Origin of the sequence: Cyanobium sp. NIES-981, from assembly GCF_900088535.1 — a bacterium.
Taxonomy (GTDB): domain Bacteria; phylum Cyanobacteriota; class Cyanobacteriia; order PCC-6307; family Cyanobiaceae; genus NIES-981.
The window spans coordinates 2,981,943-3,007,166 of sequence record NZ_LT578417.1 but is presented as its reverse complement, the minus strand read 5'-3'; the positions used below and the strand labels follow the sequence as shown (position 1 = coordinate 3,007,166).

The window sequence follows — 25,224 nt, the reverse complement described above, 5'->3', positions numbered from 1 at the left end:
TACACTCAATGATACAACAAAAGTGCTGAGCGGTCACAAGAGTCCATTGGGAGGGGGGAAAGTTCAACCTGTTTCAAGCACGCTTATTTGGGGCCAGGTGGGGAAGTAAGTGACAGAGCTCAGGCGAGAAGACTGCGTCAGCCAGGCAGTTACTGCGTGATCACCCTATTCCGCTCAGATGATAGATCAGGAATCCCTTGGTGGCATGTTGCGCGTCGATATTGGGGTCAAGAAGCGGGATCCAAACGGCAGAGACAACGCAAAGTACCTCCAGCTGATTTTGCCTGTTCATCACGAGCACATTGGAGGCAATGGATAAGCCCTGGGTCAGCGGGAGTTTCACACAGATCAGACCAGACCTATAGCGGCGCTTGGCTTGACCACTTTCCCCTTCGCCGGGATAATGTTCCCTATGTTCATCAGTGAACAACCCCTGCACAGCAGCGACCGACTCCGGATCATTCCTAAGCCGCCCAAGACGCGGGCCACTGAAACGAATAACGTGAGGCTGGCAGGAAAGCGGGTTTGGTGGTCTGCGATAGATCTGTTCCGTACAGATAATGTTAAGGTAGCAGCCATGCCTGCGTCGATAGGCACGGGTGGCGTGCCCCATCAGATGACACCAATCACTTTTAGGATAGAAACTCAGCCGATTAAGGGAGGTATATGCATCACCAGTCACAGAGGTTGAGATGTTAGATCCAAACTCCACATAGCACAATGCCTTACCGCGAACAATCGACCTGATGTGCGCTTAATAAACACTGACTTTATGGTCTGGAATGCGCCTGCATTCGGAAGGAAGATACCTTGCAAGGGGACAGGGGCTCTGACATCCAAGACCTTCTGATAAGCATATCTGATAAGCATAACGGCCTGCCGCCAAACGGCTGGCACATGAGGTGGTTTGGAGCATGGTGAATTAGCGGCCTTGTCGGGGGATGGCCCAACGGCACTGAGCGAAGGCCCAGCAGCAGGAACGCACTGGTTCCCTGTTCTCCTACGTCTCCACCGCGGAGCAGATTCCTACGACCCATCGCCTGCGACAGGTGGGGCAACTGGCCGATCAGGCCCTCGATCGGCTCAGTCCCACCTTCTCCGGGGTTGACCTCCAGGGTTTACGCCGCAGAAACCCGACAGCCCGAACCGCCGTGCCGCTGGAGCAACTGCTGCTGGCCTCGTTGATGCAGACCTGGGCCTCCCGCATCTCACTGGAGCGGATCGATGGGCCGGACGATCCGCCGCCACCGCCTTCAGGCCCTGGCGAGGGTGTGGGTTGCCAAACCAGGGCAAGAAGCCAGCCAACGTGGATGGCCGCTGCATCATGCCCAGCAACTAGACCCATCGTTCCAGCGTCGATCCCGATACGCTGCAGTACCGGAAATCCAAGGCCCACCTTGGACGACCCAGTACCGGGGGAGCGTGCGGATGGACAACCGCTGTGCCCTGAGCGTGGACTGCCGCGTCACCCAAGCCGTGGGCACCCGGGAGTGGGATGCGCCAATGCGATGGCGACTGCCATCCCCCGTGCCTACCAGCAGATCATCAATGGCGACAAGAACAACGCCACCAAGAGAATGGTGACCGGCTGAGGCGGATCGGGGTGGCACGCCACGTGGCGCAAAACACCAACCGGCATGGCGGTTCCGCCATCGATGGCCGCACCACACGACACACGGGCAATGACAACGCGATCAACCCCGCCGTGGCATCGAGGAGGTCATTGGTTGGATAAACATTGGGGGACCTGCACCATGTCAAGCTACGGGCACCGAAAAGGTGAGTGCAGGGGTCGTCCTGCAGATGATCGCCTACAACCTGACTAGGCTGGCAACCCGCTCAGACCAGCCATGGCAACGGCATGAACAGGTCAAAACGCCAGATCAAGCCGTCTGAGCCACTGAAACGCCGACAACCAGAATGAGCGGAGCGCGATCAGTGCTCAGGAGAGAAGACGCGGCTGGTCTGGTGGTTTGACCACAAACTCTTAAAGCGCCCTAAACTCCTAAGCATCCATTTTGGCAACTCCGCCTCGTTAAAACAAGCCCGAGGCAGCTACGGATATCAATAGATAACGCTAAAGGCGGAGCCATGCTAAGCTTGACAATACTTTCATTGTGGGTTCTAGACCTTGACCGGACCATTCAGCGAGACGTCCGATGCTAAGCATCTAAAGCTTCGGGCCCTTTGGTCAAGCATAGGCCAAAAGGAACACACGGAAGGTATGGCAGCAGCAGTCACGTACCTTGGAGCGGTCCTGTTTCGTTTTATCAGTTTAGCCACCTCCCCGAAGCTTCCTGCAGCCCAATGCGAGCGCCGTCTTGATGCTGTCAAGAAAACCTTGGAGTCAGGGCCTGCACCTGCGGTTATGGCGGTGTCACTAAATGCTATCCAGAGACTAGGAAACAACCCCAAGGGATTCTCGCTATTGTATGGATTCTGCAGACAGGAGTTTCTCCGTGATCTACCTGAAGAGCAGCGAATGGCGCTTATCATACCTACTTTTAACCGGGATACTCGACTAAAAGCATCCGTAAGCGCTCTCCTCGGGTATGATCTTAAATTCCTCGATGTTTACATTTTTGATAACGCCAGCACCGATGGCACTCCTGCAGCATGCAGAGAACTAGCCGATCACTCCTCCAATACAAATGTGATCATCCATCGAAATACTGCAAATATCGGCTGGCTTAGAAATTACTTGTTCGCACTTGCATATCAAAAGGACTGTGTAGGCTATATCCTTGGTGCAGATGATGACTTGTACCCAGAAATCCTTATAGTCTATTCTTTTTGGTCGTTTCTACGCAATCCCGATCTCGGATTGATCCGGTTTGATCCTAACGGCCCAAGACGAAAGGCCTACCCAAACTCTGGAATTATTGTTGGTCAACCATTCAGTAGAAGCAGCTGCTTTATCCTCGGATCTATTAATTCATTTGGAGGGATATCTCTGTCTTCAGCTGCTTTCCGAGAGTCCTGCGCGAACTTCCCAGCAGAAAAGAATTTGCTTGGCCACATCTCCCTAGCAATGTCGATCCTTTCTCGTCAAGCCTCATGGGCAGTATCGGGCAAAGAATATGACCCACGTATTAATGCATATGCACAAATGGAAACATCAACAGGGACCAAGATCAATCAAGATCCATTGGAGCTAGTCAAGCGAATCGATGAAGGCTCACTAGATAGTTCACTTTACCTACAAGGCTTTAATCGCCAAGCGATTTTGGTTGCAATTTACTCACTCGCCAGCAAGGTTGTACCAACTACAGATGTTGGTATTGCCAGGCCTTATACAGGGTATATGATGAATTGGTGGAATGGTTGGATTGGTCCAAAATTGCGGGACCTAGGCACTTCTCCAACCGGATGTCAACTTCTCCTGCAAATAACTCGTAGGATGATGACTCCATCTGCAGTGGCTTCACTTGCATTCTGGCGTGATATTTCCATCGCATACGATAATCTTGGATCAGATGTGATGAGCCAAATCCCAGGATTAGCTCTGGTAAATAAGTCATTGGCGAATATGATGTTCCATGTCATCCATGTGAAACTTAAATTATCCCGAGAGTACAAGCAAAACCCTACTAGATTTTCTTTGTTTGTTCTACAAGAGGGGGCACGACTTCTTCAAAAAGGAAGCAACTTCGAGGAGCTCTCAACCCAAGTCTTAGAAGAATTGACGCTAGTAAACTATCTTTCGATGTTCATCGATACCCCAATGCTCCAAGGTCCAGCGCATGGTCAGATTGTTGAAAAAGCCACGCATGGATGTTTGCTATCACTCTTTGATGAGCTTTCAAAAGCTTTATTATCCAACAGCCTTCCTAACCTTGAATTGGCATATGCCAACTCAAGCTTGTTCATAGATGGGGCTGCTCTCAACGAAGATTCTGATTACTCCTCCTCTATGCGATCAATTAATTCACAGCTTCCTGGAGTGCGGAGAGCGCTGGCACGTACAATTGATCAATATACAAATCAATAAACCAACATTCCCGTGATTCATTTTTATTAAAATTCTACTCTGGCTGAGTAGGCTTGCAAGGTGTCCTCCTAATGATCCCTCCTGACCGCTTCAAATGACCCAGTTTTTCCTGCATATCGGTACACACAAGACAGGCAGTACTGCACTTCAGAATTACCTCTTTAACAATCAAGCCCAGCTATTGAAGTTGGGCATATGCTATCCCAGGCAAGGTCTTCATAATACAGGGCATCACAATGTTGCCTGGAGCGCAGCCAAGGGCAAGATTGATGAACTGCAAGCATACATTACAGCAATTGTTGAAAGCTCTAAGGCTAGCCAAATTTCCAAAGTCATACTGAGCTCAGAAGAGTTTGAGTTTGTTCGCGACCCACAACTTCTCAGGCGATTGTTGCCTAGCGATACTACTATTATTCTCTATCTACGTAGACCTGATACCTATCTAGAGTCTGAGTTCAGTCAACACGTTAGAATGTATGACCTCAGATTTTCGGGTGATATATTTAGGTTTTACTTTCGTGTTAACTTTCTGGTGCGATGTGACTATCTTCGCCTATGCAAGACTTGGTCTGACGCCTTTGGAACAGGCAATCTTCGCATTGTTAGCTATGATCAAGCCCGTTCCACTAATTCTCTGTATTCCTCCATGAACCAGTTGCTTGGTATTGATCCAAAAGAAACTTTGAAGGAGCCTAGCGAATCGGAATCCAATATTGGCATGACTGCTCCTGCTATCTATTACCTATCAAAGCTTAATAACGAGAATCTTACCAAGACTCAGCATTTTCGTCTCATGTCCGAGATAGCTTCCCACTTCTCCTCGCTGCCGAGGCAGTCCTTGCTTGAATATGCCGATCGAATGAAGCTCTACAACAGAATATCTAGGGATGTGAAAACTCTTGAGACTCACTTCAAAGTCAAGCTCTTTGATCCTCCGAGCAGCAAGAAAGATGATGGCAGGGAATTCTGTGACTACTCTTCCCTTGATTCTGTGCTGACGAATCAGTTCTTGTCGGTTGCTAAAAGCACTTCCTAGTTTTCCATGGTTGTTCTAGAAATTTCTGGAACAAACTTACTGCCTAGCTCTATGGCGGTTTAGCTGCTCTGAGCAGCCCCCATCCTTAATGCCTGGAGGATGCACTTCAATTCAAAGTGAGGTGGGTGCCTTTTACTGGACAGCTCTGGCCCCTGACATCGTTAACCCTAGACGGGAGGAAAAGCGTTCGGTCTCAGTGTAGAGCTCATGGGGAGTTCTGCCTCCCAGAGAGCTGTGGGGTCTTACATGGCAGTACCTCCACAGGAAGCGGGCCAGGCTGATCTCAGCCTCCCAGCCGTCGCTGTAGGCAAGCAGATACACCTCCTCGTACTTGACCGTGCGCCACAGCCTCTCGACCAGGATGTTGTCGTAGCAGGGCTTCCTTCCAGACCAGCTAATCTTGATCTCCTCTGCATCCAGCCTCGCCACGAAGTCACCAGAGGTGAACTGACAGCCTTGGTAGGAGTGGAAGATCTTTGGCTTGCGGCCGCCTTCCAGCGCCATCTCCACAGCCTCCAGAGCGAACTCCGTGTCAAGGCTGTTTGACAGCTTCCAGCTGGGGCCTCCTGAGAAAAGCCACATCCACTGCAGCGCAATGGATGTGAGCAGTTTTCTCGGCTAAAATGTACGAGATTGGGCTCGTTTGCGCCCAAAAGCCGCCCAGAGTTTTCCACATGTACCGACGTGAGCATCGTGATCAGCTCTCGTTCGAGGACTTCTTCCTGCCGTTTGGAGGAAAGCTCTCTGGTGACAATCGCTGGATCAAGCTGGCTGAGCTGATCCCATGGGATGAGCTGGAAGGTGACTATGCAGCTCAGTTCTGCAAGGGCTTTGGCGCCCCGGCAAAGCCATTTCGCATGGCACTGGGCGCCCTGATCATCAAGGCCCGCATGGGGCTGACTGATGAAGAACTGGTTGAGCAAATCAAAGAGAACCCCTATCTCCAGTTCTTCATCGGCCTGGAGGCATTTCAGTACTCGGCTCCGTTTGACCCATCAATGATGGTGTACTTCCGGAAGCGGCTGCCAGATTCGGTCGTGAATGACTGCAATGAACGAATCGTGCGTCACGGTCTGAACGTGATCCGTTCGTCTGCAGTTGATGAGCACGACAGCAGCGATGGAGGCGGAGCCGGGAGCGCAGCTGATCAGAAGATTGAATCCAAAACGCCACGGCCAAATCAGGGGTCACTGCTGATTGATGCGACATGCGTTCCGGCAGATATTCGGCATCCAACGGATCTCTCGCTGCTCAATGAAGGCCGAGAGCTCACCGAGACTCTGATCGATGCCATGTATTCGCAGGTCAGAGAGTCCTTTGGTCACAAACCACGAACGCATCGGAAGCAGGCCAGGCAGCAGTTCCTCGCCGTGGCCAAGAAAAAACGCCCTCGGTTTCTCAAGATCCGCAAAGCGATCAAGCAACAGCTTGGGCATCTCAAGCGCAACCTTGCCAACATTGACGCCCTGACAGCCTGTGGCGCAAGCCTTCTGGCGGCTGGGCGGCATGCCTATCAGAAGCTGTTGGTTGTCAGTGAGCTGGTCCGCCAGCAGAACATTCTCTATCGCTCAGACACCAGAAGTATTCCCGCTCGCATCGTCAGCCTCTGTCAAGCGCACATCAGGCCAATTGTTCGCGGCAAGGCGAGGTGCAATGTTGAGTTCGGCGCCAAGATCTCACTTTCTGTCACCGATGAAGGATTTGCTTTCCTGGATCGGCTGAGCTTTGACCCCTACAACGAAGGGGAAGATCTGAAAGTTCAGGCCCAAGCCTATCGTCGTCGATACGGCTGCTATCCGGAGGTGATCTGCGCTGATCAGATCTACCGCACAAGATCAAATCGGGCATTCTGCCAGCGTCACGGCATTCGGCTGAGTGGGCCTCGTCTTGGTCGCCCGAAGAATGATCCGGAGTTGGTGGCAGCCGAGAGGCGGCAGTTCGTTGATGATCAAAGGCGGCGCAATGCTGTTGAAGGCAAGATCGGTCAAGGCAAGCGTCGCTATGGATTGGGATTGATCCGAGAGAAACTGCCGGCAACACAGGGTTCATCCATCGCGATGAATGTCCTGGTCATGAACCTCCAGAAGCTCCTGGAGCTTCTTTGTCTCTATTTTGTGCTCTGCTGGCAACTCTTGGTCTCCGCCGCACGGGCTCTGAGCTCCAGCAGCAGAGAGCTGAGTTGTCAGCTCAGCGGGGCCTGAGGATCACTCAGAGGTCGCCCGGGCAGGCTCATTGTGGTGCGCATTGCCCGCGGCTCACTTTCTCAGGAGGCCCCAGCTGAGCACGTGCCTGTGACGTGACCCCCTTTATCGGTCCAGTCCTTATGAGAGTGGGTGGTCATGGTCATGCTGCAGCTCCTTGTTGAGCTGCCTCCAGGGGCGTACGCCCCTGGAGGGCCGAATGCGGCCTGAGTGAGTTGTACTCCCATCGCCAGCGATCGGCCAGGATCTGCGCCTCCGGGGCTGTAGTGAACAGCTCGGTGTTGAGGAATTCATCGCGGAACCGGCCGTTGAACGACTCGGCAAAACCGTTCTCCCACGGGGATCCTGGCTCGATGTAGGCCGTGCTGGTGGCGCTGCTGGCCTCGCACCAGTCCCGTAGGGCCTGCGCAATGAACTCCGGGCCGTTGTCCGATCGGATGAACGCCGGTGCTGGGTAGAGGCTGGTGAGTTCCTCCAGCACGGCCACCACGTCTTTGGCCTTGCAGCGCCTGCCCACCCGGATCGCCAGGCAGAGGCGGCTGTGCTCGTCTGACGTGACCCCCTTTATCGGTCCAGTCCTTATGAGAGTGGGTGGTCATGGTCATGCTGCAGCTCCTTGTTGAGCTGCCTCCAGGGGCGTACGCCCCTGGAGGGCCGAATGCGGCCTGAGTGAGTTGTACTCCCATCGCCAGCGATCGGCCAGGATCTGAGCCTCCGGGGCTGTGGTGAACAACTCGGTGTTGAGGAATTCATCGCGGAAGCGGCCGTTGAAGGATTCTGCGAATCCGTTCTCCCATGGGGATCCCGGCGCGATGTAGGCCGTGCTGGTGGCGCTGCTGGCCTCGCACCAGTCCCGTAGGGCCTGCGCAATGAACTCCGGGCCGTTGTCCGATCGGATGAACGCTGGCGCCGGGTAGAGGCTGGTGAGTTCCTCCAGCACAGTCACCACGTCTTTGGCCTTGCACCGCCTGCCCACCCGGATCGCCAGGCAGAGGCGGCTGTGCTCGTCGATCACGTTCAGGAACTTGAGTCTGCGGCCATCGGCGGTGGCATCGAACTGGAAATCCATGGCCCACACCTGGTGGGGATGCTGGGCCCGGTGACGCCTCACCGAGCCGTCGGCGGGCCGTGCCCGCTTCCGCTTCCTGGGAGTGGGCCGCTGCAGCCCCTCCTCCCGCCAGAGCCGTTGCACCCGCTTGTGGTTCACGGTCCAGCCCTCCCGACGCAGCAGGCGGTAGGCCATGCGGCGGCCCCAGCGGATGTGCTCAGCTGCAATCTCCCTCAGGCGGTGCCGAAGCTTGGTCTCCTCCAGGTCGACGACCTTCCCGCAATGGCGCTGGGTGCTGCGGTGCTGCCCCACAACACGGCAGGCCTGGCGCTCTGATGCCCGGTAACGCTCCTGCAGGACCGTGACGGCCCTGCGACGGCGTTCCGGGCTCAGAAGTTTCCCTCCGCAAGGTCCTTGAGCATCGCCTTCTCCAACTCGGCTTCTGCCAACAACTTCTTGAGCCGGGCGTTCTCCTTCTCCAGCTGCGTCAGCCGGCGGGCCTCCTCGGCCTGCATGCCGCCGTACTGCTGCCGCCAGCGGTGATACGTCGGCTGCGTCACCTCGATGACGCGGCAGACATCGGCGACGGTCTTGCCCTGGGCAATCAGCTGGTCGGCGGTCTTGAGCTTGCGGATGATCTGCTCCGCTGTGTGCCTGGTGCGTTTCATGGTGAAGTCCCCGGCCCAGTCTGGCCGGCTGAGGACTCTCATTCACCCTGGACCAATTCCCGGGGTCCACGTCACAAGGGCATGCGGGGATGCACGGGACCGATCTCGATCCCGCGATTGCCAGCGGCCCCTGCGTAGCTGTTGTCAGGCCGAGGAACGCAACCGCCACCATGCTGCTCCGCAGTGCAACCCTCAGCATGAAGCTTGGGCGGCAACTCTGATGCTGGCTATAACCGCACCTGATTCGTGTGGCTGTAGAACATCACTTTGTAATCGTTAGTGCTCTGGCCTGCAGTTGATCATCCCGGCTTATGCCTCCAATCTGCAATCCTGGTGGCATGGGGTGCTGCAGCGGCGTCAAAGAGTCTTAAGGTTCCCGGACTCAACTTCGGTGTGACGCCATCCATGACTCCGGCGGCCTTCAGGGCCATCGGCTGGTTCTGAAGGGTTGAGTCTTCCGGTGAATCGTGGATCTGCAGTCTGTAGATCGTTGGGATTCCCTGTGTCTTTGTTGTCGCGTTCAGTTTCTTTCCTTGCTCCTCTTGCTGTCCCGTTATGGCCGTCTCCATGTCACGTCGTTGTCTCCGCCTCAGCCTGAGGGCCGGCGAGAGCTTGCCGCCCGATCTCGGCTGGCGGGTAGAGCGTGGTTACGTCTGGCTGGCGCGCCCCTCCTCCGACGGTGCTCTGCTCACCCTGGGGCTGTGGGGACCCGGTGAGCGGGTGATCCCCTCCCTGATCGGCCTTTCCGGTCTGGAGTTGCGCTCCCTCTCTCCTGTTGTCGTGGAAGAAGAAGAGGTGAGTCCGGCGATGGAGCGCGAGTTCCTGGAAGACCAGCTTCGCCAGGCGGCCATCCTGCTGTTGCTGAGCCGGGTGCGACCGGCGGAGGCGCGGTTGCTGCAGCTGCTCGATTGGTTCGGCGAGCGGTTCGGCACGATGACCAGCCAGGGGGTGATGCTGCGGCTGGCAGACAGGCCCCTCACGCACCAGCAACTGGCGGACATCGCTGGCATGACGCGGGTGACGGTAACCAAGGCACTGTCCCATTTCCGTGATGCGGGCGTGATCGAAGCCCAGGCGGGCGGGGGTCTCCTGCTGAAGGTGGCGTCCCACGAGCTGTGGGAGCTCGCCTGACCTGGCGATGGTTTTCCTTGCTCAGCATCAGCCCTTCGGCATCGCCCTGCTCACGCCAGGGCTCCTGGCCCGTTCGCCGCCTCATCGGGGCTGCCGATTTCACCACTCTGGTGGATTCCGGCTGTCTGCCCCTGCCATGGGAAGCAGTATCGCTGCCCTGATTTTTCCCGCCCGTGCCATTCCTTCTTCCTGAAGCCATGTTCAAACGCCGCCGCTTCCTTGCCTTGGCCAGTGCCTCCATCACCGCGTCCGTCATGTTGGCGGGCTGCATGGGTACACCGCCCTCGCCTGGGGATTCCGCTTCAGCCCCAGCCACCACCACTGCGGACAAGGGCCTGGAGACCAACACCATCAGCCTGGGGTTCATCCCCATCCTTGAGGCCGCCCCCCTGGTGGTGGCCGTGGAGAAGGGCTACTTCGCCAAGCACGGGCTCGATGTGAAGCTCACCAAGCAGGCCAGCTGGCCCGCCGCCCGCGACAATGTGGTGCTCGGCTCTGCCGGTGGAGGCATCGATGGCGGTCAGTGGCAGCTGCCCATGCCCCAGATGATCAGTGAAGGCGCGATCACCGACGGCAAGAAGGTGCCGATGTACATCCTGGCGATGCTGATGAGCCAGGGCAACGGCATCGCCGCCTCCAACAACATCAAGGCGGCCAACCTCACAGTTGACCTCAAGAAGTCGTCAAGCTTCTTCTCCGACTTCGCCAAGAAGGAAGGCCGCAAGTTTCGTGCTTCCTATACCTTCCCCAAGGCCAACCAGGACATCTGGATCCGCTACTGGCTGGCTGCTGGTGGCATCAATCCCGACAAGGACGTAGAGCTCCTGACGGTTCCCTCCACCGAGACGCTGCAGGGGATGCGCAACGGCACGATGGAATCCTTCTCCACGGGGGATCCCTGGCCCTCCCGCATCGTGAAGGAGGACATCGGCTATCTGCCGGCGATCACGGCCCAGATCTGGAAATCGCATCCTGAGGAATACCTGGCCGTGCGCTCCGACTGGGTGGACAAGCATCCCAAGGCCACCATTGCCCTGATCAAGGGTCTGATTGAGGCCCAGATGTGGATGGACAAGGCGGAGAACCGCTCGGAGGTGGCCAAGATCCTCAGCTCCCGCAAGTGGTACAACACCCCGGTTGAGGTGCTGGAAGAGTCGATCAAGGGCAAGTACCTGATCGGGGCCGATAAGAAACCCGAGACCAACCCCGCCATGGGCCCCCTCTACTGGGACAGCGACCGCGGTGTGATCTCCTACCCCTACAAGAGCCTGACTCTCTGGTTCCTGGTGGAATCCCTGCGCTGGAAGTTCTACCCCGGCACCGTTGACACGGTGGAGCAGGCCAAGGCCATCAACGACAAGGTGACCCGAGAGGATCTCTGGATCCAGGCGGCCAAGGAGCTCGGCCTCCCCGCTGCTCAGATTCCCAGCGGCTCCAGCCGTGGCAAGGAAACCTTCTTTGATGGCGTGGTCTACGACCCGGAGAATCCGCAGGCCTATCTCGACAGCCTGAAGATCAAGAAGTAGGTCCACAAGTGTGGCCAGGTGCGATCACCTGGCCCTCCCACCTTCTCAGCTATCCCCACCCCTCCAGGGTTCCTCCCAATGATCACTGTTCCAGGCCCGCGGAAATCCGCAGCCCCCCATCTCATTCGTTACCTGAGCCGAAGCTCCTCCCAGTGGCTGCCTCCCCTGCTGGGGGTGGGTGGCTTCCTGGCGCTGTGGCAGTTCCTCTCCATGGCTGGCCTGATTGCCTTGCCCTCGCCCGCCAGCCTGTTCACCGAAGAAAGTACCCGCACCCTCATCCTCTATCCCTTCTATGACCGGGGTGGCCTGGACAAGGGCCTGTTCTGGCAGACCATGGCCAGCCTCAGCCGCGTGGCCCAGGGTTACACCCTGGCGGCCCTGGTGGGGATTGGCGTGGGCATCACGATCGGCCTGAAGCCCGCGATCAACCGCGCCTTTGATCCGCTCTTCCAGTTCCTGCGCATGGTGGCGCCGCTGGCCTGGGTGCCGATCGCCCTGGTGCTGTTCCAGAAGAACCAGCCGGCGGCCATCTTCGTGATCTTCATCACGGCGGTGTGGCCGATCCTGATCAACACCGCCGAAGGCGTGCGCCAGATCCCGCAGGACTACCGCAATGTCGCCCTGGTGCTGCAGATGTCGAGCCGGCGTTTCTTCACCAAGGTGCTGATCCCCTCGGCCCTCCCCTACATCTTCACCGGCCTGCGCATCTCGATCGGCCTGGCCTGGCTGGCGATCATCGCCGCCGAGATCGTGATGCCCGGCACCGTGGGCATCGGCTTCTTCATCTGGGATGCCTACCAGCAGAACTACGTGGGCGAAATCGTGCTCGGCGTGATCTGGATCGGTGCCATCGGCCTGGTGCTCGATCGCCTGATGGCCTGGCTGCAGACCCGCATCTCCCCCGGCCAGTGATCAGCTCAGGTCCTGCCGCTTCACCGACCTGGTTTTCCCACATCTCCGTGCCCAGCACCCACCCATGACCACGACCCCAGCCCCATCCCTGGTGGATGTGTGTGCCATCGACAAGAGCTTCGCCCTCCAGGGGGGCGGCACCTACCTGGCCCTGCGGAGCATCGACCTGGAGATCCGCAAGGGCGAATTCATCTCCCTGATCGGCCACTCCGGGTGCGGCAAGAGCACCCTGCTGAACATGATCGCCGGCCTGGATCTGCCCAGCGAAGGCACGGTGCTGCTCGATGGCGAGGCCATCAAGCGCCCCGGTCCCGACAAGATGGTGGTGTTCCAGAACTATTCCCTGCTCCCCTGGCTCACGGTGCGGGAGAACATCGCCCTGGCGGTGGATGAGGTGATGGGCAGGATCGCCCGCGACGAGCGGGATGCCCTGGTGCAAGAGCACATCGACATGGTGGGCCTTGGCCCCGCTGCTGCCAAGCTGCCCCTGCAGCTCTCAGGCGGCATGCGCCAGCGGGTGGCGATCGCCCGGGCCCTGGCGATCCGCCCCAAGCTGCTGCTGCTGGATGAACCCTTCGGGGCGCTTGATGCTCTCACCCGGGGCAATCTGCAGGAAAAGCTCATGCAGATCTGCAACGAGCACGAGCTCACCGCCGTGATGGTGACCCACGACGTGGACGAGGCGGTGCTGCTCTCCGACCGCATCGTGATGCTCACCAATGGCCCGGGCTCCAGCATCGGCGGCATCCTCGAGGTGGACATCCCCCGCCCCCGGGCCCGCCTGGAGGTGGTGCACCACCCCAGCTACTACAGCCTGCGCTCGGAGATCATCTACTTCCTCAACCGCCAGAAGCGGGTGAAGCAGTGGCGCTCCCGGCCCCATGCCGTGGTGGCGCGCCATGGGCTGGAGAAGGTGAACCTGGATCTGGGTTTCCTGCCCCTGGCCGCCAGTGCGCCCCTGGCGGTGGCGGAAGCCCACGGGCTCTTCGCCAAGCACGGCCTCGATGCGGTGAGCCTGATCCGTGAAACCAGCTGGCGCGGCATCGTCGACGGGCTGGTGGACGGCACCCTCGACGCCTCGCTGATGCCGGCCGGGATGCCCACCTGGATGACGGCCGGCGGCCATGGCGGCACGCCCCTGCCGATCGTGACGCCGCTCACCCTCAGTCGCAACGGCAACGGCATCACCCTGGGCCGCCGCCTGGCGGAGCAGGGGGTGCGCAGCGTGGAGGACTACCGCGCCTATCTCAGGAGCCACGGGCGTGAGCCCCACACGATGGGGATCGTGCACGAGGCCTCCATGCACAACCTGCTGCTGCGCTACTGGCTGGCGGCCAACGGCATCGACCCCGACAGGGACGTGCACCTGCAGGCCCTGCCGCCGGCCCAGATGCTCGCCGACCTCAAGGATGGCAGCATCGACGGCTACTGCGTGGGTGCCCCCTGGCTCGACCGGGCCATCCGCGACGGCCACGGCATCGCGGTGGCCGGTGATCTGGCGATCTGGCCCGGCCATCCCGGCAAGGTGCTGGGGCTGCGCGAAGACTGGGCGATCGCCTACCCCAACACCCACATCGCCCTCACCAAGGCGTTGCTGGAGGCCTGCCGCTACTGCGCCGATCCGGCCCACTGGGCCGAGCTGAGCGAGCTGCTCAGCGACCGCCGCTACCTGGGCATCAAGCCGGAGATGATCCGCTTCAGCGAGGCCAGCGCCGATGGGGATCGGGGCGGACCGGAGAGCGAGAGCGCCGTGCCGCATCACCTGTTCTTCGGGGAGGGGCTGAACCGCCCCAGCCGCACCGAACACCTCTGGATGATGACCCAGATGGCCCGCTGGGGTGAAATCCCCCTGCCGCGCAACTGGGTGGAGATCCTCGAGCGCGTCTGCCAGGTGGGGGTGTTCAGCACCGCCGCCCGGGAGCTCGGCCTCGAGGCGATCAGCTATCAGCGGCAGGGCATCGAGCTCTTCGATGGCCAGGCCTTCAACGCCGAAGACCCGATCGGTTACCTCAACGCCCAGACGATCAAACGCGATTTCAGCATCGCTGAGATCCCGCTGGCCCCGCCCCGGCGCGGCTGAGGCCAGCCCCGTCCCCGTCCGATCCGGCCCCAGCGTTCTGCCCTGCCCCCCGTTCATCCGCGAGTCTTCCCATGTCCCCACTGCTGCAAACCGCTCCGGAGAGCCTGACGGCTCCCCCGGCCCATGAGCCCTTCCTGCGTTTCGAGAACGTCAGCAAGGTGTATCCCACCCCCAACGGTCCCTATCCGGTGCTCGATGGCATCGAGCTGGGCATCAACGAGGGGGAGTTCATGTGCGTGATCGGCCACTCCGGCTGCGGCAAGTCCACTCTGCTCAACATGGTGTCGGGGTTCGCCACCCCGAGCAGCGGCCAGGTGGTGCTGCATGGCAACAGGATCACCAGGCCCGGCCCCGATCGCATGGTGGTGTTCCAGGGCTATGCCCTGCTGCCCTGGTTCACGGCCTACGAGAATGTGTATCTGGCGGTGGATTCCGTCAAACCCAACCTCTCCGAGCAGGAGAAGCGGGAGATCACGCGGGAACACCTGGCCATGGTGGGCCTCAGCGAGGCCGCCGAGAAGAAGATCCTCCAGCTCTCGGGCGGCATGAAGCAGCGGGTGGCGATTGCCCGCGCTCTGGCGATCCGCCCGGAGGTGCTGATTCTCGATGAACCCTTCGGGGCCCTCGATGCCATCACCAAGGAGGAGCTGCAGGAGGAGCTGCTCACCATCTGGAACACCCAGAAGTGCACGGTGCTGATGATCACCCATGACATCGACGAGGCCTTGTTCCTGGCCGACAGGCTGGTGATGATGACCAACGGCCCGGCCGCGAAGATCGGCGAAATCATGGAGATCAACTTCCCAAGGCCGCGCAACCGGGAGGAGATGATGGAGGATCCCCACTACTACGCCCTGCGCAACCAGGCGCTGGATTTCCTCTACAGCCGTTTTGCCCACGACGACACGGCGGACTGAGCCAGGATCGGCACCCACAAGGTCGGCAACCCAGGGTGGGGGCCTCAGAGATGGGCGACCTCAGAGGCGCTGGCCTGCCATGGGATCCAGCCGATCACCGAGCCAGGCCACCGGCAGCATGGCCAGCATGGCCAGGGCACACAGCAGCCATTGCGAGCCGCTCAGCGCCGCGGTGGCGAAGAAGCGGTTCATCCAGGCCACCTGGCTGAACAGCACCTGCAGCAGCAGGGCCAGGCTGATGCCCCCCAGCAGCATCGGCATGCGCTTCCACTGCCGCCAGCCCGCCTTGCTCGCCTGGCTCAGGCTCAGCAGGTACACCACCTGCGCCAGCACCAGGGCCTGGATGGCCATGGTGCGGGCCAGCTGGAGCTCGCCGCCCCACGCCGCAACCCCCAGAAACACCCCGAAGATCAGCATCCAGTAGAAGGCGGACACCATCAGCACCCGCCGCACCAGGGGGCCGTTGAGCAGGGGCTGGTCCGGCGGCCTGGGCGGCTGCTCCATCAGCCGGGGGGGCTGCGGCTCGAAGGCGAGCGGCACCGAGAGGCTGAGGGAGCACACCATGTTCAGCCACAGCACCTGCAGCGCGGTGACCGGCAGCTCCAGCCCCAGCAGAGCGCCGAGCAGGATCGTGCCCGAGGCCCCGCCGTTCACCGGCAGCACGAAGGCCAGGGTCTTGCGCAGGTTGAGGTACACCGAGCGGCCCTCCTCCACCGCCGCTTCGATCGTGGCGAAGTTGTCGTCCGTGAGCAGCATGTCGGCCGCTTCCCGGGCAACCTCCGTGCCGCCGCGGCCCATGGCGATGCCGATGTCCGCCTGCTTCAGGGCGGGGGCGTCGTTGACGCCATCGCCGGTCATCGCCACCACGGCGCCGCGGGCCTGCAGGGCCTGCACCAGGGCCAGCTTCTGGGCCGGCGCCACCCGGGCGAAGACATCCGTGCGTGCGGCCAGCTCCTGCAGCTCCCCGGCCGGGCAGCCCTCCAGGTCCCGGCCCTCCACGGCCTGCACGGTGCCGCCACGGCCCAGCCCCAGTTCGGTGGCCACCCAGCGGGCGGTGTCGCGGTGGTCGCCGGTGATCATCTTCACGGTGATGCCGGCCCTCTGGCAGGCCCGCACGGCCGCCAGGGCCTCCGGCCGGGGTGGATCCAGCATCCCCTGCAGGCCAAGGAACACCAGGCTGCCGCTGAGGTGCTCATGGGCCAGCTGCCGCTGGCGCGGTTCGGCCTGGCCCACGGCGAAGGCCAGCACCCGCTGCCCCTGGCTGGCCATGGCGCTCACCGCAGCGGTGATGGCCGCCGAATCGAACGGTTCCTCGCGGCCGTCCGCCGCCAGCTGGGCGCGGCAGCGGCTCAGCACCGCCTCCACCGACCCCTTGAGCAGGATGCGCTGATCGCCGTGCAGCGTGGCCATGAACTGCTGCTCCGAGGCGAAGGGAATCGCATCGCGGCGGGGATGGCGGTCCAGCGCCTGCTGCCGATCGAGCCCTGCGGTGGCGGCGGCCTGCAGCAGGGCCGTCTCGGTGGGGTCGCCCACCAGACCCTGCTGACGGCTGGGGCGGGCGTCGTTGCAGAGCAGACCGGCCAGCAGGGTTTCCCGCAGGGCCAGGTTGCGGCTGAGTGGGTCCCGGGCGGCGGGCTCGACGCCCGGCAGGGGTGGGCCGCTGCTCTGCTCCAGCTCGCTGGCCGGCCAGAGCTGGCCCAGGTTCCAGCGCTCGCCGCCGGCATAGATCTCCATCACCGTCATCCGGTTCTGGGTGAGGGTGCCGGTCTTGTCGGAGCAGATCACGGTGGTGCTGCCGAGGGCCTCCACGGCGGGCAGCTTGCGGATGATCGCGTTGCGGCGGGCCATGCGGTTCACTCCGATGGCCAGGATCACCGTGACGATCGCGGGCAGTTCCTCCGGGATGGCCCCCACGGCCAGGGCCACAGCCCCATCGAACATCTCCGTGGCCGTCCTCCCGCGGGCCACCCCCACCAGGAAGGTGAGCCCGGCCAGGGCCAGCACCAGCTGCAGCAGCGTGTGGGTGAACCCCTCGAACTTGCGGGTGAGGGGCGTGCTCAGGTTCACCTGCTCCGCCAGGGAATGGGAGATCTGCCCCACTTCGGTGGCGTTGCCCGTGGCCACCACCAGGCCGAGGGCCTGCCCGCCGGTGACCAGGCTGCCGGCGTAGGCCATGCCATGGCGATCCGCCAGTGGGGTGTCGGGCGCCACGGGCTCGGTGGTCTTGAACACCGGCAGGGATTCGCCGGTGAGGCCCGATTCATCCACCCGCAGCTCGCGCGCCGCCAGCAGCCGCAGGTCGGCCGGCACCTTGTTGCCGGCCTCGAGCTGCACCACATCGCCGGGCACCAGCTGTTCCGAGGCGAGGCGCTGGCGCCGGCCGTCCCGCACCACCTCCACCTGGGTGCGCACCGAGCGGGCCAGGGTGGCGATGGCGGTTTCGGCCTTGTTCTCCTGCACGTAGCCGATCACCGCGTTGATCACCGTGACGCTCCAGATCACCCAGGCCTCGCTGGGTTCCCCCAGCAGCAGCTTCACCCCGCCCACCGTGAGCAGCGTGTAGAGCAGGGGATCGTTGAACTGGCCGAGGAAGCGGAGCCAGGCCGGCCTGGCCTGGCGTTCGTGCAGCTGGTTGGGGCCCCAGGCCCGCAGCCGGTGCTGTGCCTCGTCGCCGCTCAGCCCCCGCTCCGGATCGCTCGCCAGTGCTTCCACCAGCGCGGGCGTGGCGGTGGCGTGGGCCTGTTCGAGGTCCGCGGCGGCCGACGGATCGACACCCCCGGGTGGCGCTGCCGGCAGGGGAACCTTCGGCACGGGACATCCAGGGCGACCCCCACCAGTGTGGAGGCTTCCGGTCGTTCCCGCCGTCAGCGGTCACCGGCGGGGCCATGATGGGATCTGCTCACGCAGGGGAGTTCATGCCCCAGGTTCTGCCGCTGGTGCCGCTGGTGAAGCTGGTGCAGCTGTCGTACGCCGTGCACCGATGACCACCTCCCTGGCACTGTTCGGCGACAGCCTGGTGGACTCGGGCAACATCGCCGCCCTGGCCAGCCTGGTGGGCGAGAACCCCTTCGCCGGGCCCCGGTACGCCGGGGGAGGCAACGTGAAGGCCTCGGACGGCCCGGTGCTGGCGGAACACATCGCCCAGCGGCTCGGAGCCCGGATCAGCTCCCAGGAACGGCTCAACCTGGTGAGCCTGCCGCTCAAGCTGCTCACCGGTGGAGTGAATCCGAGCGCCCAGCTCTGGAATTATGCCTATGCGGGGGCGACCTCCGGCCTCCGGGGATCCCGCCGGGCCGGCATCGCCGGCTTCCCCCTCGGCCTGCGGTCGCAGGTGCAGGCCTTTGCCGAGTCCGCCCCGCTCCGGCGCGATCGCGATGCCCTGATCGTGGCCGGCAGCAACGACATCATCGATCAGGTGGCCCGCCCGCGCCGCCTGCTGCGGGTGCTGCGCAGCCGCAGCAGGGCGGACGACCGACGCCTGCGCAACCGCCTGGCCGGCCGGATCGCGGCCAACATCGAGCAGTCCGTGGACATCCTCACGGGCCAGGGGATCGAGGAGACCGTGATCGTGGGCATCGCACCCCTGAGCCGCACCCCCTTCGTGCGGGGCAAGGCCGCTGCCCTGGGCAGCACCCTGGGCCGGAGGCTGCGCCGGTTCGTCGATGGCACGGCCAGGCGGGTGAACGGCCGGCTCGACCTCCTCTACAACAACGCCGCGGTCGATGACGACGTGGTCGCTGTGGATGGATTCCAGGTGTGGAACAGCGTCGCCTCGCCCCGCTTCCTCGACGACGTCCATCCGACCTCCCGCGCCAGTGCCCGGCTGGCCGATGCCGTGGTGAGCCGCATCGCAGCGTCGGCTGAGCTGAGCAGCTACGGATTTTCCGCCTGATCGGCCCCCGGGGCCTGGTGCAGCACCATCTGGGGGAAGGGAATGGCGATCCCCTCGCTGCGGAAGGCCTGCCACACGGCGGTGTTCACGGCACTGCTGATCGAGATGTTCTGCAGGGGATCGCTGATCCAGAACCGCAGGGCGTACTGGATCGAGGAGTCGCCGTAGCCCATCACCAGACCCTTCGGCGCTGGGCTGGCCAGCACCCCCGGCACCGCCGCGCCTGTGCGCTCCAGCAGCGCGATCACCACGGCGGGATCGTGCTGGTAGGCCGCCCCCACCAGCACTTGGCCGCGCCGCAGCCGGTCGGTGCCGGTGTAGGTGATCGTGGGCGTGGTGAAGAACGTCTGGTTGGGGATCACCAGCTCGGCATTGTCCCGGTCGCGCCAGAGCACGGCCGCCCGCAGTCCCAGACGGCGCACCTCGCACGGGTCGCCGTCAATGAACAGCACATCCCCCGGCCGCACCGATCCCTCGAACAGCAACCAGAGGCCGCTGATGAAGTTCGAGAACACCTCCTTCACCCCGAAGCCCAGTCCCACGGAGAGTCCCCCGGCCACCGCCACGAGGGCGGTGCGGTTGAAGCCCACCTGATCCAGGGTCCAGAGCACACCGAGCGCCACGATCGCGTACTGCAGCACCAGGGCCAGGGCCCTCCGGCCGCTGTCACTCACCCCGATCAGGCGCTGGATCAGCCGGGCCACGGCCTTGGTGGGCGGCCCTGAGCCCATCAGCAGCAGGTAGAGCACCAGCACGGCCTGGAACAGCTGGCCGGCGGTGAGTTCGGTGCCGAACCAGGAGCCCATCGGGATCAGGGCCAGGTTGCGGCGCGAATCCACCTCCTGCACCAGCAGCAGGAAGGCGAGCAACAGATAGAGCGGTCGCAGCAGGCCGGTATCCAGCTGCTGCAGCTGTTCGGCCGGGATCCAGCAGGCCAGCCGGCGGCGCAGCGCCGAGAGGCCGAACCAGCCTGCGGTGAGCAGCAGCACCACCACCACGAGGCGGTGGGGCCAGGCCAGAGCGGCCAGCAGCGCGGCGTACAGCGCCAGGCTGCCCAGCAGCACCCAGCGGCGCTGGATCTGCCGCTCCAGGGACACTTTCCTGCGGCGGTTGAACCAGACGTACACGCCCACCGCCAGGCCCGTGACGAGCAGCTGGAAGAGCACGGCAGGGCGCTCCAGATACCCCAGCCAGCCGGAGGTTTCCAGCAGCAGGTCATTCATGGGGGGGATCTCCCGCCGGGGGGCCGGCCTTGTGCAGGGCCCGGATCAGCGCCCGCGTGGCTTCCCCGCTGTCGAGTTCGCCATAGAGGAACAGGGTGAGGATCCGGTTGAGGGCCTGCTTCCTGCCCCGCAGGGCAATCAGTGGCTCGGTGTGGAGCTGGGCAGCCTCGGCCTGCTGCTGCGCCGCCAGCAGGGCGGCCAGATTGGCGGAGCTGGCCACGGGCAGGCTGGCGGAGCGGATCACGGGCAGCAGGCCCTCGGTCTGGATGGTGAAGCCCCGCTGCACCGGTGGATTGAGGGTGAACCGCGCCAGCGCCCGGGCGGCGGCCCGCTGCCGGCTGCTGGAATTGCGACCGAAGCCCCACACCCGCACGGTGGAGATCGGGCTGGCGGCGCCGCCCGGTCCCGCCGGCAGGGGTGCCAGACCCAGGTGGCGGCCCAGCTCGGCCCGCAGCAGCGCCACGTCCTGGCTGCGGCAGCTGATCCAGTCGAAGCGGCCGGTGCGCAGCCCCTGCACCAGCTGTCCCTGGGAGGGGAGGAAGCGGATCCGCAGCTGCAGGTCGGCGTTGCGCAGCCAGTCGAGCCAGCCGCGGATCGCCTGCTCCCGCTCAGGGGTCGCCGCCTCGCCCCGGCTCACCGCCGCGATGCTCTCGAGGGCTCCGAGGCTGCCCATCGTCCAGCCCAGGCTGGCCAGATCGAGGCCCAGGCCGATGCGCCGCCCCTGGCTGCTGGCCTCCAGCAGTCCGGCCAGGGTGGTCGGTGCGGCGTCGAAGCGGCGCCGATCGAAGCAGGCCAGCTGGGGCTCCAGGCCCACCGGCAGGGCGAACCACTGGTTCGGCGCCGCCTGCACGTAGGGGATCAGCTCCGGACGCAGCAGGGCGCTGGCCGGGTTCGGCAGGGCAATCGGCGCGAGCAGCTGCTGGGCGTGGAGCCGCTCGGCGGTGAGCCCATCCACCAGCACCAGGTCGGGCCCCAGGCCGCTGTGGGTGCGGCGCAGCACCTCCTTGAGCACGTGCTCGTTGTCGAAGACGAGCACCTCCAGCCGCACGCCAGGGCGTACGTCCTGGAAGGCCTGCTGCAGTTGGAGAAACTGCTCGCGCAGCCGCTTCTGGCTCTCCAGATCCGTGCTGCGGTCGGGAGCCTTCTCCAGACCGATGGCGATGTAGAGCGTGGTGGTCAGCCGGCCCTGGGGCAGCAACTCCGCCCCGGGCCAACGGTGGCCCCCACGGCAGCCCGCCAGCAGCGTGGGCAGGATCAGGCCCGCGGCCAGCAGACCCAGGGATCCCTGCCGGCGACTGCGGCCGAGACCGCAGCAGCGGGGGGTGCGGCTGGGGGTGTGGCAGGGGGTGGGGCTGGAGTCGGGCCCGGGACGCGGGGCTGGCGGGGTGGCCACAGGTTGGGCCTCAGTCCTCCGGGTAGAGCAGGCCGTCGAGCTCTTCGGGGTCCACGTCGTAGACGCGGGCCAGGGTGGTCTCGATGGCGCTGGTCACGACATCCGGCAGGAAGCGCATGGCGTTGATCGCGTCGTCGGCGATCTCGTCGGTGAGCAGGGGTTCACCGCCCAGCTTCTCGTCGTTGATCACGGCCATCACCCAGCTCTGGTAAGCGGTGACCAGATCGGCGAACTCGAGCTCCGGGTCATTGAGATCCAGGGCCATCGGGCGTCTCCAGGGACGTTGCCTCTGCAGTTTGCCCACTGGCGAGGATGGATGTGCAGATGCCGGCGCCCTCCGTGACCGACCCGACCGCCGTTTCCCTGCAGGGCACGCTGTTCGACTTCGCCATCACCGAGCTGGTGCGGCAGCACCGCGAGAGCTTTCAGCCGCTCTGGAGCGCCGAGGGCTGGGCCAAGCTGCTGATCTGGCTGGCCCTCAACTGCGGCTGCTCCGGCGACCAGGCCAGCCTCGAGACCTTCGCCGCGGCCCTGGGTCCGGCCCTGCGGGCCCGGTTGCGGCGGGTGTACTTCGCGCGGGAACTGACCGATCTGGATCTGCAGGTGCTGGCCGATCCGGCCGAGGCCCAGGCGCTGGTGCTGCCGCTGGCGTCGGGCGGGGAGCCCCTCAGCCTGGAGCGGGCGGCCGCGGCGGTGGAGCGGGTGGGGCTGGGCGCGATGCTGAGCAGCGACCGTGCCCGCTGGCGCTGCCTCGAGGCGGCGGTGGCGATGCCCTGGGCCCAGCCCCCCCCGCCCCCAGCCGACAACGCCCAGCCATGACCCTGATCGCCAGCTACCGCAACGCCGGTTACGCAGCGGTGGCCGATGCGGTGGTGGCCTTCTTCGAGCGCCGCACCGACCTGCAGCGCCCGGGGGTGGCCTTCGGGCCTGAAGCCGGCGGGGCGCCCGCTGCCTCCGCGCCCCCCGCCAAGGTGTCCACCGACATCAGCCTGGTGGCGATCGACCGCAGCGATCCGGAGGCCTTCGCCCTGGCGGAGGTGATCCTGCGGGGGGTGCAGGCGGGCCTGGCCCAGTACCTCAGGGAGCGGCCTCTCCTGGGCCAGTGCTGTCCCCAGCAGAGCCTGTTCGTGAACCCGATCTTCAACCTGCAGCGCTACGCGCCCGGCGAGGGCTTCCATGCCTGGCACTGCGACTGGACCCTCAGCGACGAGGCCACCGAACCCCACGCCCGGGTGCTGGCCTGGATCCTCTACGCCAACTCCCTGCCCGAGGGCGGCACCGAGTTCCACTGGCAGGGCCACCACGAGGAGGCCGAGCGGGGCAAGCTGCTGATCTTCCCTGCGGGGGTGTCCCACATTCACCGGGGCCGGGTGAGCCACGCCCACACCAAGACCATCGCCACGGGCTGGATCAACGCCGGCCGGCTGGAGGACTACCTGCAGCGGCTGGCCGCGGGCTGAGGCCTCAGCCCAGGGGCAGGGGGCGTGGGGGAAACAGCTCGCCGTCGCTCACGCCCAGCCGGATGGGCCGCGGCCTGCCCTGATCCGGAAGCGTCACCTCCACCCACATCGATCCCCGCAGCGGCCCACGCGAGGGATCGGGGCCCGCCGGAGGAATGAAGAAGGCCACCGGTGGCTCCAGCCGCACCCATCCGGCCGGAGAGGCGCCTCTGGCGGGCAGGGCGCCGGCCGTTCCCTGCGGCACCGGGCGCGCCAGCACCTCCCCCCCGCGGCTGTGAAGACTCACCCAGCTCCGGCTGCCGCCGCGGCTGGAGGGGTCCAGCGGGGCACGCTCCCCCTCCAGCCGCACCATCAGGTGCAGGGCCACATAGCGCCCCCGGATCGGCAGGTAGGGGTCGACGGGCTGGGTCCGTGCCCAGCCCCGCGGCCGCAGGGCCCGATCCAGCAGCAGCTGCCCCCCCAGGCCGAGCAGCATGGCGGCCTGCAGGAGCCCCAGCGTCAGTCCACGCCCCAGGGTGCCCTGACGGTTCATGGCTGCTGCCTCCCGCGCATCGATGCCAGCAGGCGCCGCCGCCACAGCTCCAGCGCCCCGCCGCCGCCCAGGAACAGCACCCCCAGGCCCACAAGGCTGGCCGAGCGCTCCAGGTTGCCCATCACGTTCGACACGTAGAAGGCCAGCACCGTGATGGCCACCAGGGCGGCGCCGAAATTGATCCTCTCGGTGCGTCCCTCAACCACCCCCCAGCCCACCAGGAGCATCCCGCCGACGAGCCACCAGGGGTACTGGATCCACCCCATCCTCCAGCTGCCCGCTGGGGAGAGGGCGAGCCCCATCAGGATCCACCCCACCGCCACGGCCAGGTGCCACACGCTCTGCCGCCGCCAGCTCCAGGCCGCGAGCAGCGGCAGCATCAAGGCGCCCAGCCAGCCGAGCGCCAGCACAGGGCCCGGCAGGCGGGCGCCGTAGGTGGTGCGATCGAGCAGGGTCAGCTGCCAGAACAGGGCCGCGGCCGGCAGCGCCAGCCCTCCGACCCACAGCAGCACCCGCCGGGTGGGAGCACAGGGCCCGGGGCCGCTGGCGGCGCCCAGATAGGCGAGGCTGGTGAGCAGCAGGCCCGCGGCCAGGGGCAGAACCCCCTCCCCGCGGCACTGGAGGGCCGCGGCCTCCTCGCACCGGAGCAGCCATTCGCCCGCCAGCCAGGCCGGGGCCAGCAGGGCCAGCTGGGGCCACTGGCGCAGCAGCCACCATCCCAGTCCGGCCCCCAAGGCCCAGAGCAGCAGGCCAAACGGCCACCGGGCCTCGAGATGGAAGATCTGTCCGCTCAGATAGAGGCCAGCCCCGAACGCCACGCTCCCCACCCCATGGAGCGCCAGGGCGAGGGCGGGCAGGCGGGTGCCCAGCCCGGCGCCGAGTCCGTGCAGAGCCAGCAGAAGAAACAGCAGCAGGCCGTACTGCTGCCCGGGGGAGAGGGCCTCCCAATGGGTGGACACCAGCAGCAGAACCCCGGCCGCCAGCAGCACCCCGCCCAGGGACACCGCCACCAGCGTGGGAATCCTCAGCGACGGGGCGGACGGTGCGAGGTGGCGGGCTTCCCAGCCGCGGATCCGCTCGGCCGTGTCGTCATCGATCAGCCCGGCCGCCTGCCAACGCTCCAGTTGCTGGCTCCAGGACCTGGCCATGACCCGTTTCGGGATCCATCGCGACCGTAGCCAGGGCTGCGCGAACGCACCGCAGCCGGCAGGCAG

General features: G+C 63.8%; 20 protein-coding genes and 2 pseudogenes. 12 read left to right on the top strand and 10 right to left on the bottom strand.

The window, feature by feature from the left end; translation table 11 throughout:
* Window positions 1-160: 160 nt before the first annotated feature.
* On the bottom strand, window positions 161-613 hold the full coding sequence (locus tag CBM981_RS15530) for a hypothetical protein (RefSeq protein WP_157665497.1): 453 nt from the start codon (window positions 611-613) through the stop codon (window positions 161-163).
* 379 nt (window positions 614-992) lie between these two features.
* Between CBM981_RS15530 and CBM981_RS15020 the strand changes: the two are divergent.
* The 3 genes and pseudogenes from CBM981_RS15020 (at window position 993) to CBM981_RS15525 (ending at window position 5,027) form a co-directional block, all read left to right on the top strand.
* A pseudogene (locus tag CBM981_RS15020) lies at window positions 993-1,896 on the top strand (IS5/IS1182 family transposase).
* A 235-nt stretch (window positions 1,897-2,131) separates the two neighbouring features.
* Window positions 2,132-3,991 carry a glycosyltransferase gene (locus CBM981_RS15015; RefSeq protein WP_157665496.1) on the top strand — a complete coding sequence of 620 codons (1,860 nt, stop codon included), beginning with the start codon at window positions 2,132-2,134 and terminating at the stop codon, window positions 3,989-3,991.
* A 94-nt stretch (window positions 3,992-4,085) separates the two neighbouring features.
* The gene (locus CBM981_RS15525) at window positions 4,086-5,027 is read left to right on the top strand and encodes a hypothetical protein (protein WP_157665495.1); all 942 of its coding nucleotides are present in this window, start codon (window positions 4,086-4,088) and stop codon (window positions 5,025-5,027) included.
* A gap of 132 nt (window positions 5,028-5,159) precedes the next feature.
* Here CBM981_RS15525 and CBM981_RS15010 read toward each other — a convergent pair whose 3' ends face one another.
* On the bottom strand, window positions 5,160-5,609 hold the full coding sequence (locus tag CBM981_RS15010) for an integrase core domain-containing protein (protein ID WP_225867433.1): 450 nt from the start codon (window positions 5,607-5,609) through the stop codon (window positions 5,160-5,162).
* 92 nt (window positions 5,610-5,701) lie between these two features.
* Here CBM981_RS15010 and CBM981_RS15005 point away from each other — a divergent pair, with 92 nt between their 5' ends.
* On the top strand, window positions 5,702-7,228 hold the full coding sequence (locus CBM981_RS15005) for an IS5 family transposase (RefSeq protein ID WP_225867339.1): 1,527 nt from the start codon (window positions 5,702-5,704) through the stop codon (window positions 7,226-7,228).
* 142 nt (window positions 7,229-7,370) lie between these two features.
* Here CBM981_RS15005 and CBM981_RS15000 read toward each other — a convergent pair.
* Both CBM981_RS15000 and CBM981_RS14995 read right to left on the bottom strand, forming a co-directional pair.
* Window positions 7,371-7,778: pseudogene (locus CBM981_RS15000) on the bottom strand (integrase core domain-containing protein); the annotation flags it as partial.
* Window positions 7,779-7,829: 51 nt separating this feature from the next.
* A protein-coding gene (locus CBM981_RS14995; RefSeq protein ID WP_369801647.1) for an IS3 family transposase occupies window positions 7,830-8,944 on the bottom strand; the annotation gives its coding sequence in 2 pieces (ribosomal slippage) (window positions 7,830-8,683 and window positions 8,683-8,944; 1,116 coding nt in all).
* Between the two features lie 567 nt (window positions 8,945-9,511).
* On the opposite strand from CBM981_RS14995, the gene CBM981_RS14990 reads away from it, so the two are divergent.
* The 5 genes from CBM981_RS14990 to CBM981_RS14970 all read left to right on the top strand — a co-directional run bounded on the left by CBM981_RS14990 (window position 9,512) and on the right by CBM981_RS14970 (window position 15,510).
* The gene (locus CBM981_RS14990) at window positions 9,512-10,075 is read left to right on the top strand and encodes a Crp/Fnr family transcriptional regulator (RefSeq protein ID WP_172820909.1); all 564 of its coding nucleotides are present in this window, start codon (window positions 9,512-9,514) and stop codon (window positions 10,073-10,075) included.
* A 197-nt stretch (window positions 10,076-10,272) separates the two neighbouring features.
* Window positions 10,273-11,601 (top strand): CmpA/NrtA family ABC transporter substrate-binding protein, encoded by a 1,329-nt coding sequence (locus CBM981_RS14985; protein ID WP_087069048.1) that lies wholly within the window; start codon window positions 10,273-10,275, stop codon window positions 11,599-11,601.
* A 78-nt stretch (window positions 11,602-11,679) separates the two neighbouring features.
* Window positions 11,680-12,513, top strand: a complete 834-nt coding sequence (gene ntrB, locus CBM981_RS14980) for a nitrate ABC transporter permease (RefSeq protein ID WP_087069047.1) — start codon at window positions 11,680-11,682, stop codon at window positions 12,511-12,513.
* 64 nt (window positions 12,514-12,577) lie between these two features.
* Window positions 12,578-14,593 carry a nitrate ABC transporter ATP-binding protein gene (locus tag CBM981_RS14975; protein WP_087069046.1) on the top strand — a complete coding sequence of 672 codons (2,016 nt, stop codon included), beginning with the start codon at window positions 12,578-12,580 and terminating at the stop codon, window positions 14,591-14,593.
* Window positions 14,594-14,664: 71 nt separating this feature from the next.
* The gene (locus CBM981_RS14970) at window positions 14,665-15,510 is read left to right on the top strand and encodes a nitrate ABC transporter ATP-binding protein (protein ID WP_087069045.1); all 846 of its coding nucleotides are present in this window, start codon (window positions 14,665-14,667) and stop codon (window positions 15,508-15,510) included.
* A 60-nt stretch (window positions 15,511-15,570) separates the two neighbouring features.
* Here CBM981_RS14970 and CBM981_RS14965 read toward each other — a convergent pair whose 3' ends face one another.
* Window positions 15,571-18,321, bottom strand: a complete 2,751-nt coding sequence (locus tag CBM981_RS14965; protein WP_369801645.1) for an HAD-IC family P-type ATPase — start codon at window positions 18,319-18,321, stop codon at window positions 15,571-15,573.
* A gap of 169 nt (window positions 18,322-18,490) precedes the next feature.
* On the opposite strand from CBM981_RS14965, the gene CBM981_RS14960 reads away from it, so the two are divergent.
* Window positions 18,491-19,402: an SGNH/GDSL hydrolase family protein gene (locus tag CBM981_RS14960; RefSeq protein ID WP_087069044.1), complete on the top strand. Its 912-nt coding sequence runs from the start codon at window positions 18,491-18,493 to the stop codon at window positions 19,400-19,402.
* On the opposite strand, the gene CBM981_RS14955 is transcribed toward CBM981_RS14960, so the two are convergent.
* Genes CBM981_RS14955 through CBM981_RS14945 form a run of 3 tightly spaced genes read right to left on the bottom strand, consistent with a single transcriptional unit; the run spans window position 19,384 to window position 22,283 of the window.
* A complete protein-coding gene (locus tag CBM981_RS14955) occupies window positions 19,384-20,625 on the bottom strand; it encodes a mechanosensitive ion channel family protein (protein WP_087069043.1) in 1,242 nt (413 codons plus the stop codon). The two genes, CBM981_RS14960 and CBM981_RS14955, sit on opposite strands and share 19 nt — an antisense overlap.
* On the bottom strand, window positions 20,618-22,018 hold the full coding sequence (locus CBM981_RS14950; protein WP_087069042.1) for an extracellular solute-binding protein: 1,401 nt from the start codon (window positions 22,016-22,018) through the stop codon (window positions 20,618-20,620). Before CBM981_RS14950 ends, CBM981_RS14955 begins: the two co-directional genes overlap by 8 nt.
* Before the next feature lie 10 nt (window positions 22,019-22,028).
* On the bottom strand, window positions 22,029-22,283 hold the full coding sequence (locus CBM981_RS14945; RefSeq protein ID WP_087069041.1) for a hypothetical protein: 255 nt from the start codon (window positions 22,281-22,283) through the stop codon (window positions 22,029-22,031).
* Between the two features lie 74 nt (window positions 22,284-22,357).
* On the opposite strand from CBM981_RS14945, the gene CBM981_RS14940 reads away from it, so the two are divergent.
* Window positions 22,358-22,837 carry a protein phosphatase gene (locus CBM981_RS14940; RefSeq protein WP_157665492.1) on the top strand — a complete coding sequence of 160 codons (480 nt, stop codon included), beginning with the start codon at window positions 22,358-22,360 and terminating at the stop codon, window positions 22,835-22,837.
* On the top strand, window positions 22,834-23,478 hold the full coding sequence (locus CBM981_RS14935) for a 2OG-Fe(II) oxygenase (protein WP_087069039.1): 645 nt from the start codon (window positions 22,834-22,836) through the stop codon (window positions 23,476-23,478). The genes CBM981_RS14940 and CBM981_RS14935 overlap by 4 nt, the downstream gene beginning before the upstream one ends.
* A 4-nt stretch (window positions 23,479-23,482) precedes the next feature.
* Here CBM981_RS14935 and CBM981_RS14930 read toward each other — a convergent pair whose 3' ends face one another.
* Window positions 23,483-24,010, bottom strand: coding sequence for a hypothetical protein (locus CBM981_RS14930; RefSeq protein ID WP_087069038.1), 528 nt, complete (start codon window positions 24,008-24,010; stop codon window positions 23,483-23,485).
* Window positions 24,007-25,158 carry a DUF2157 domain-containing protein gene (locus tag CBM981_RS14925; RefSeq protein WP_087069037.1) on the bottom strand — a complete coding sequence of 384 codons (1,152 nt, stop codon included), beginning with the start codon at window positions 25,156-25,158 and terminating at the stop codon, window positions 24,007-24,009. The genes CBM981_RS14930 and CBM981_RS14925 overlap by 4 nt, the downstream gene beginning before the upstream one ends.
* Between the last annotated feature and the right edge of the window lie 66 nt (window positions 25,159-25,224).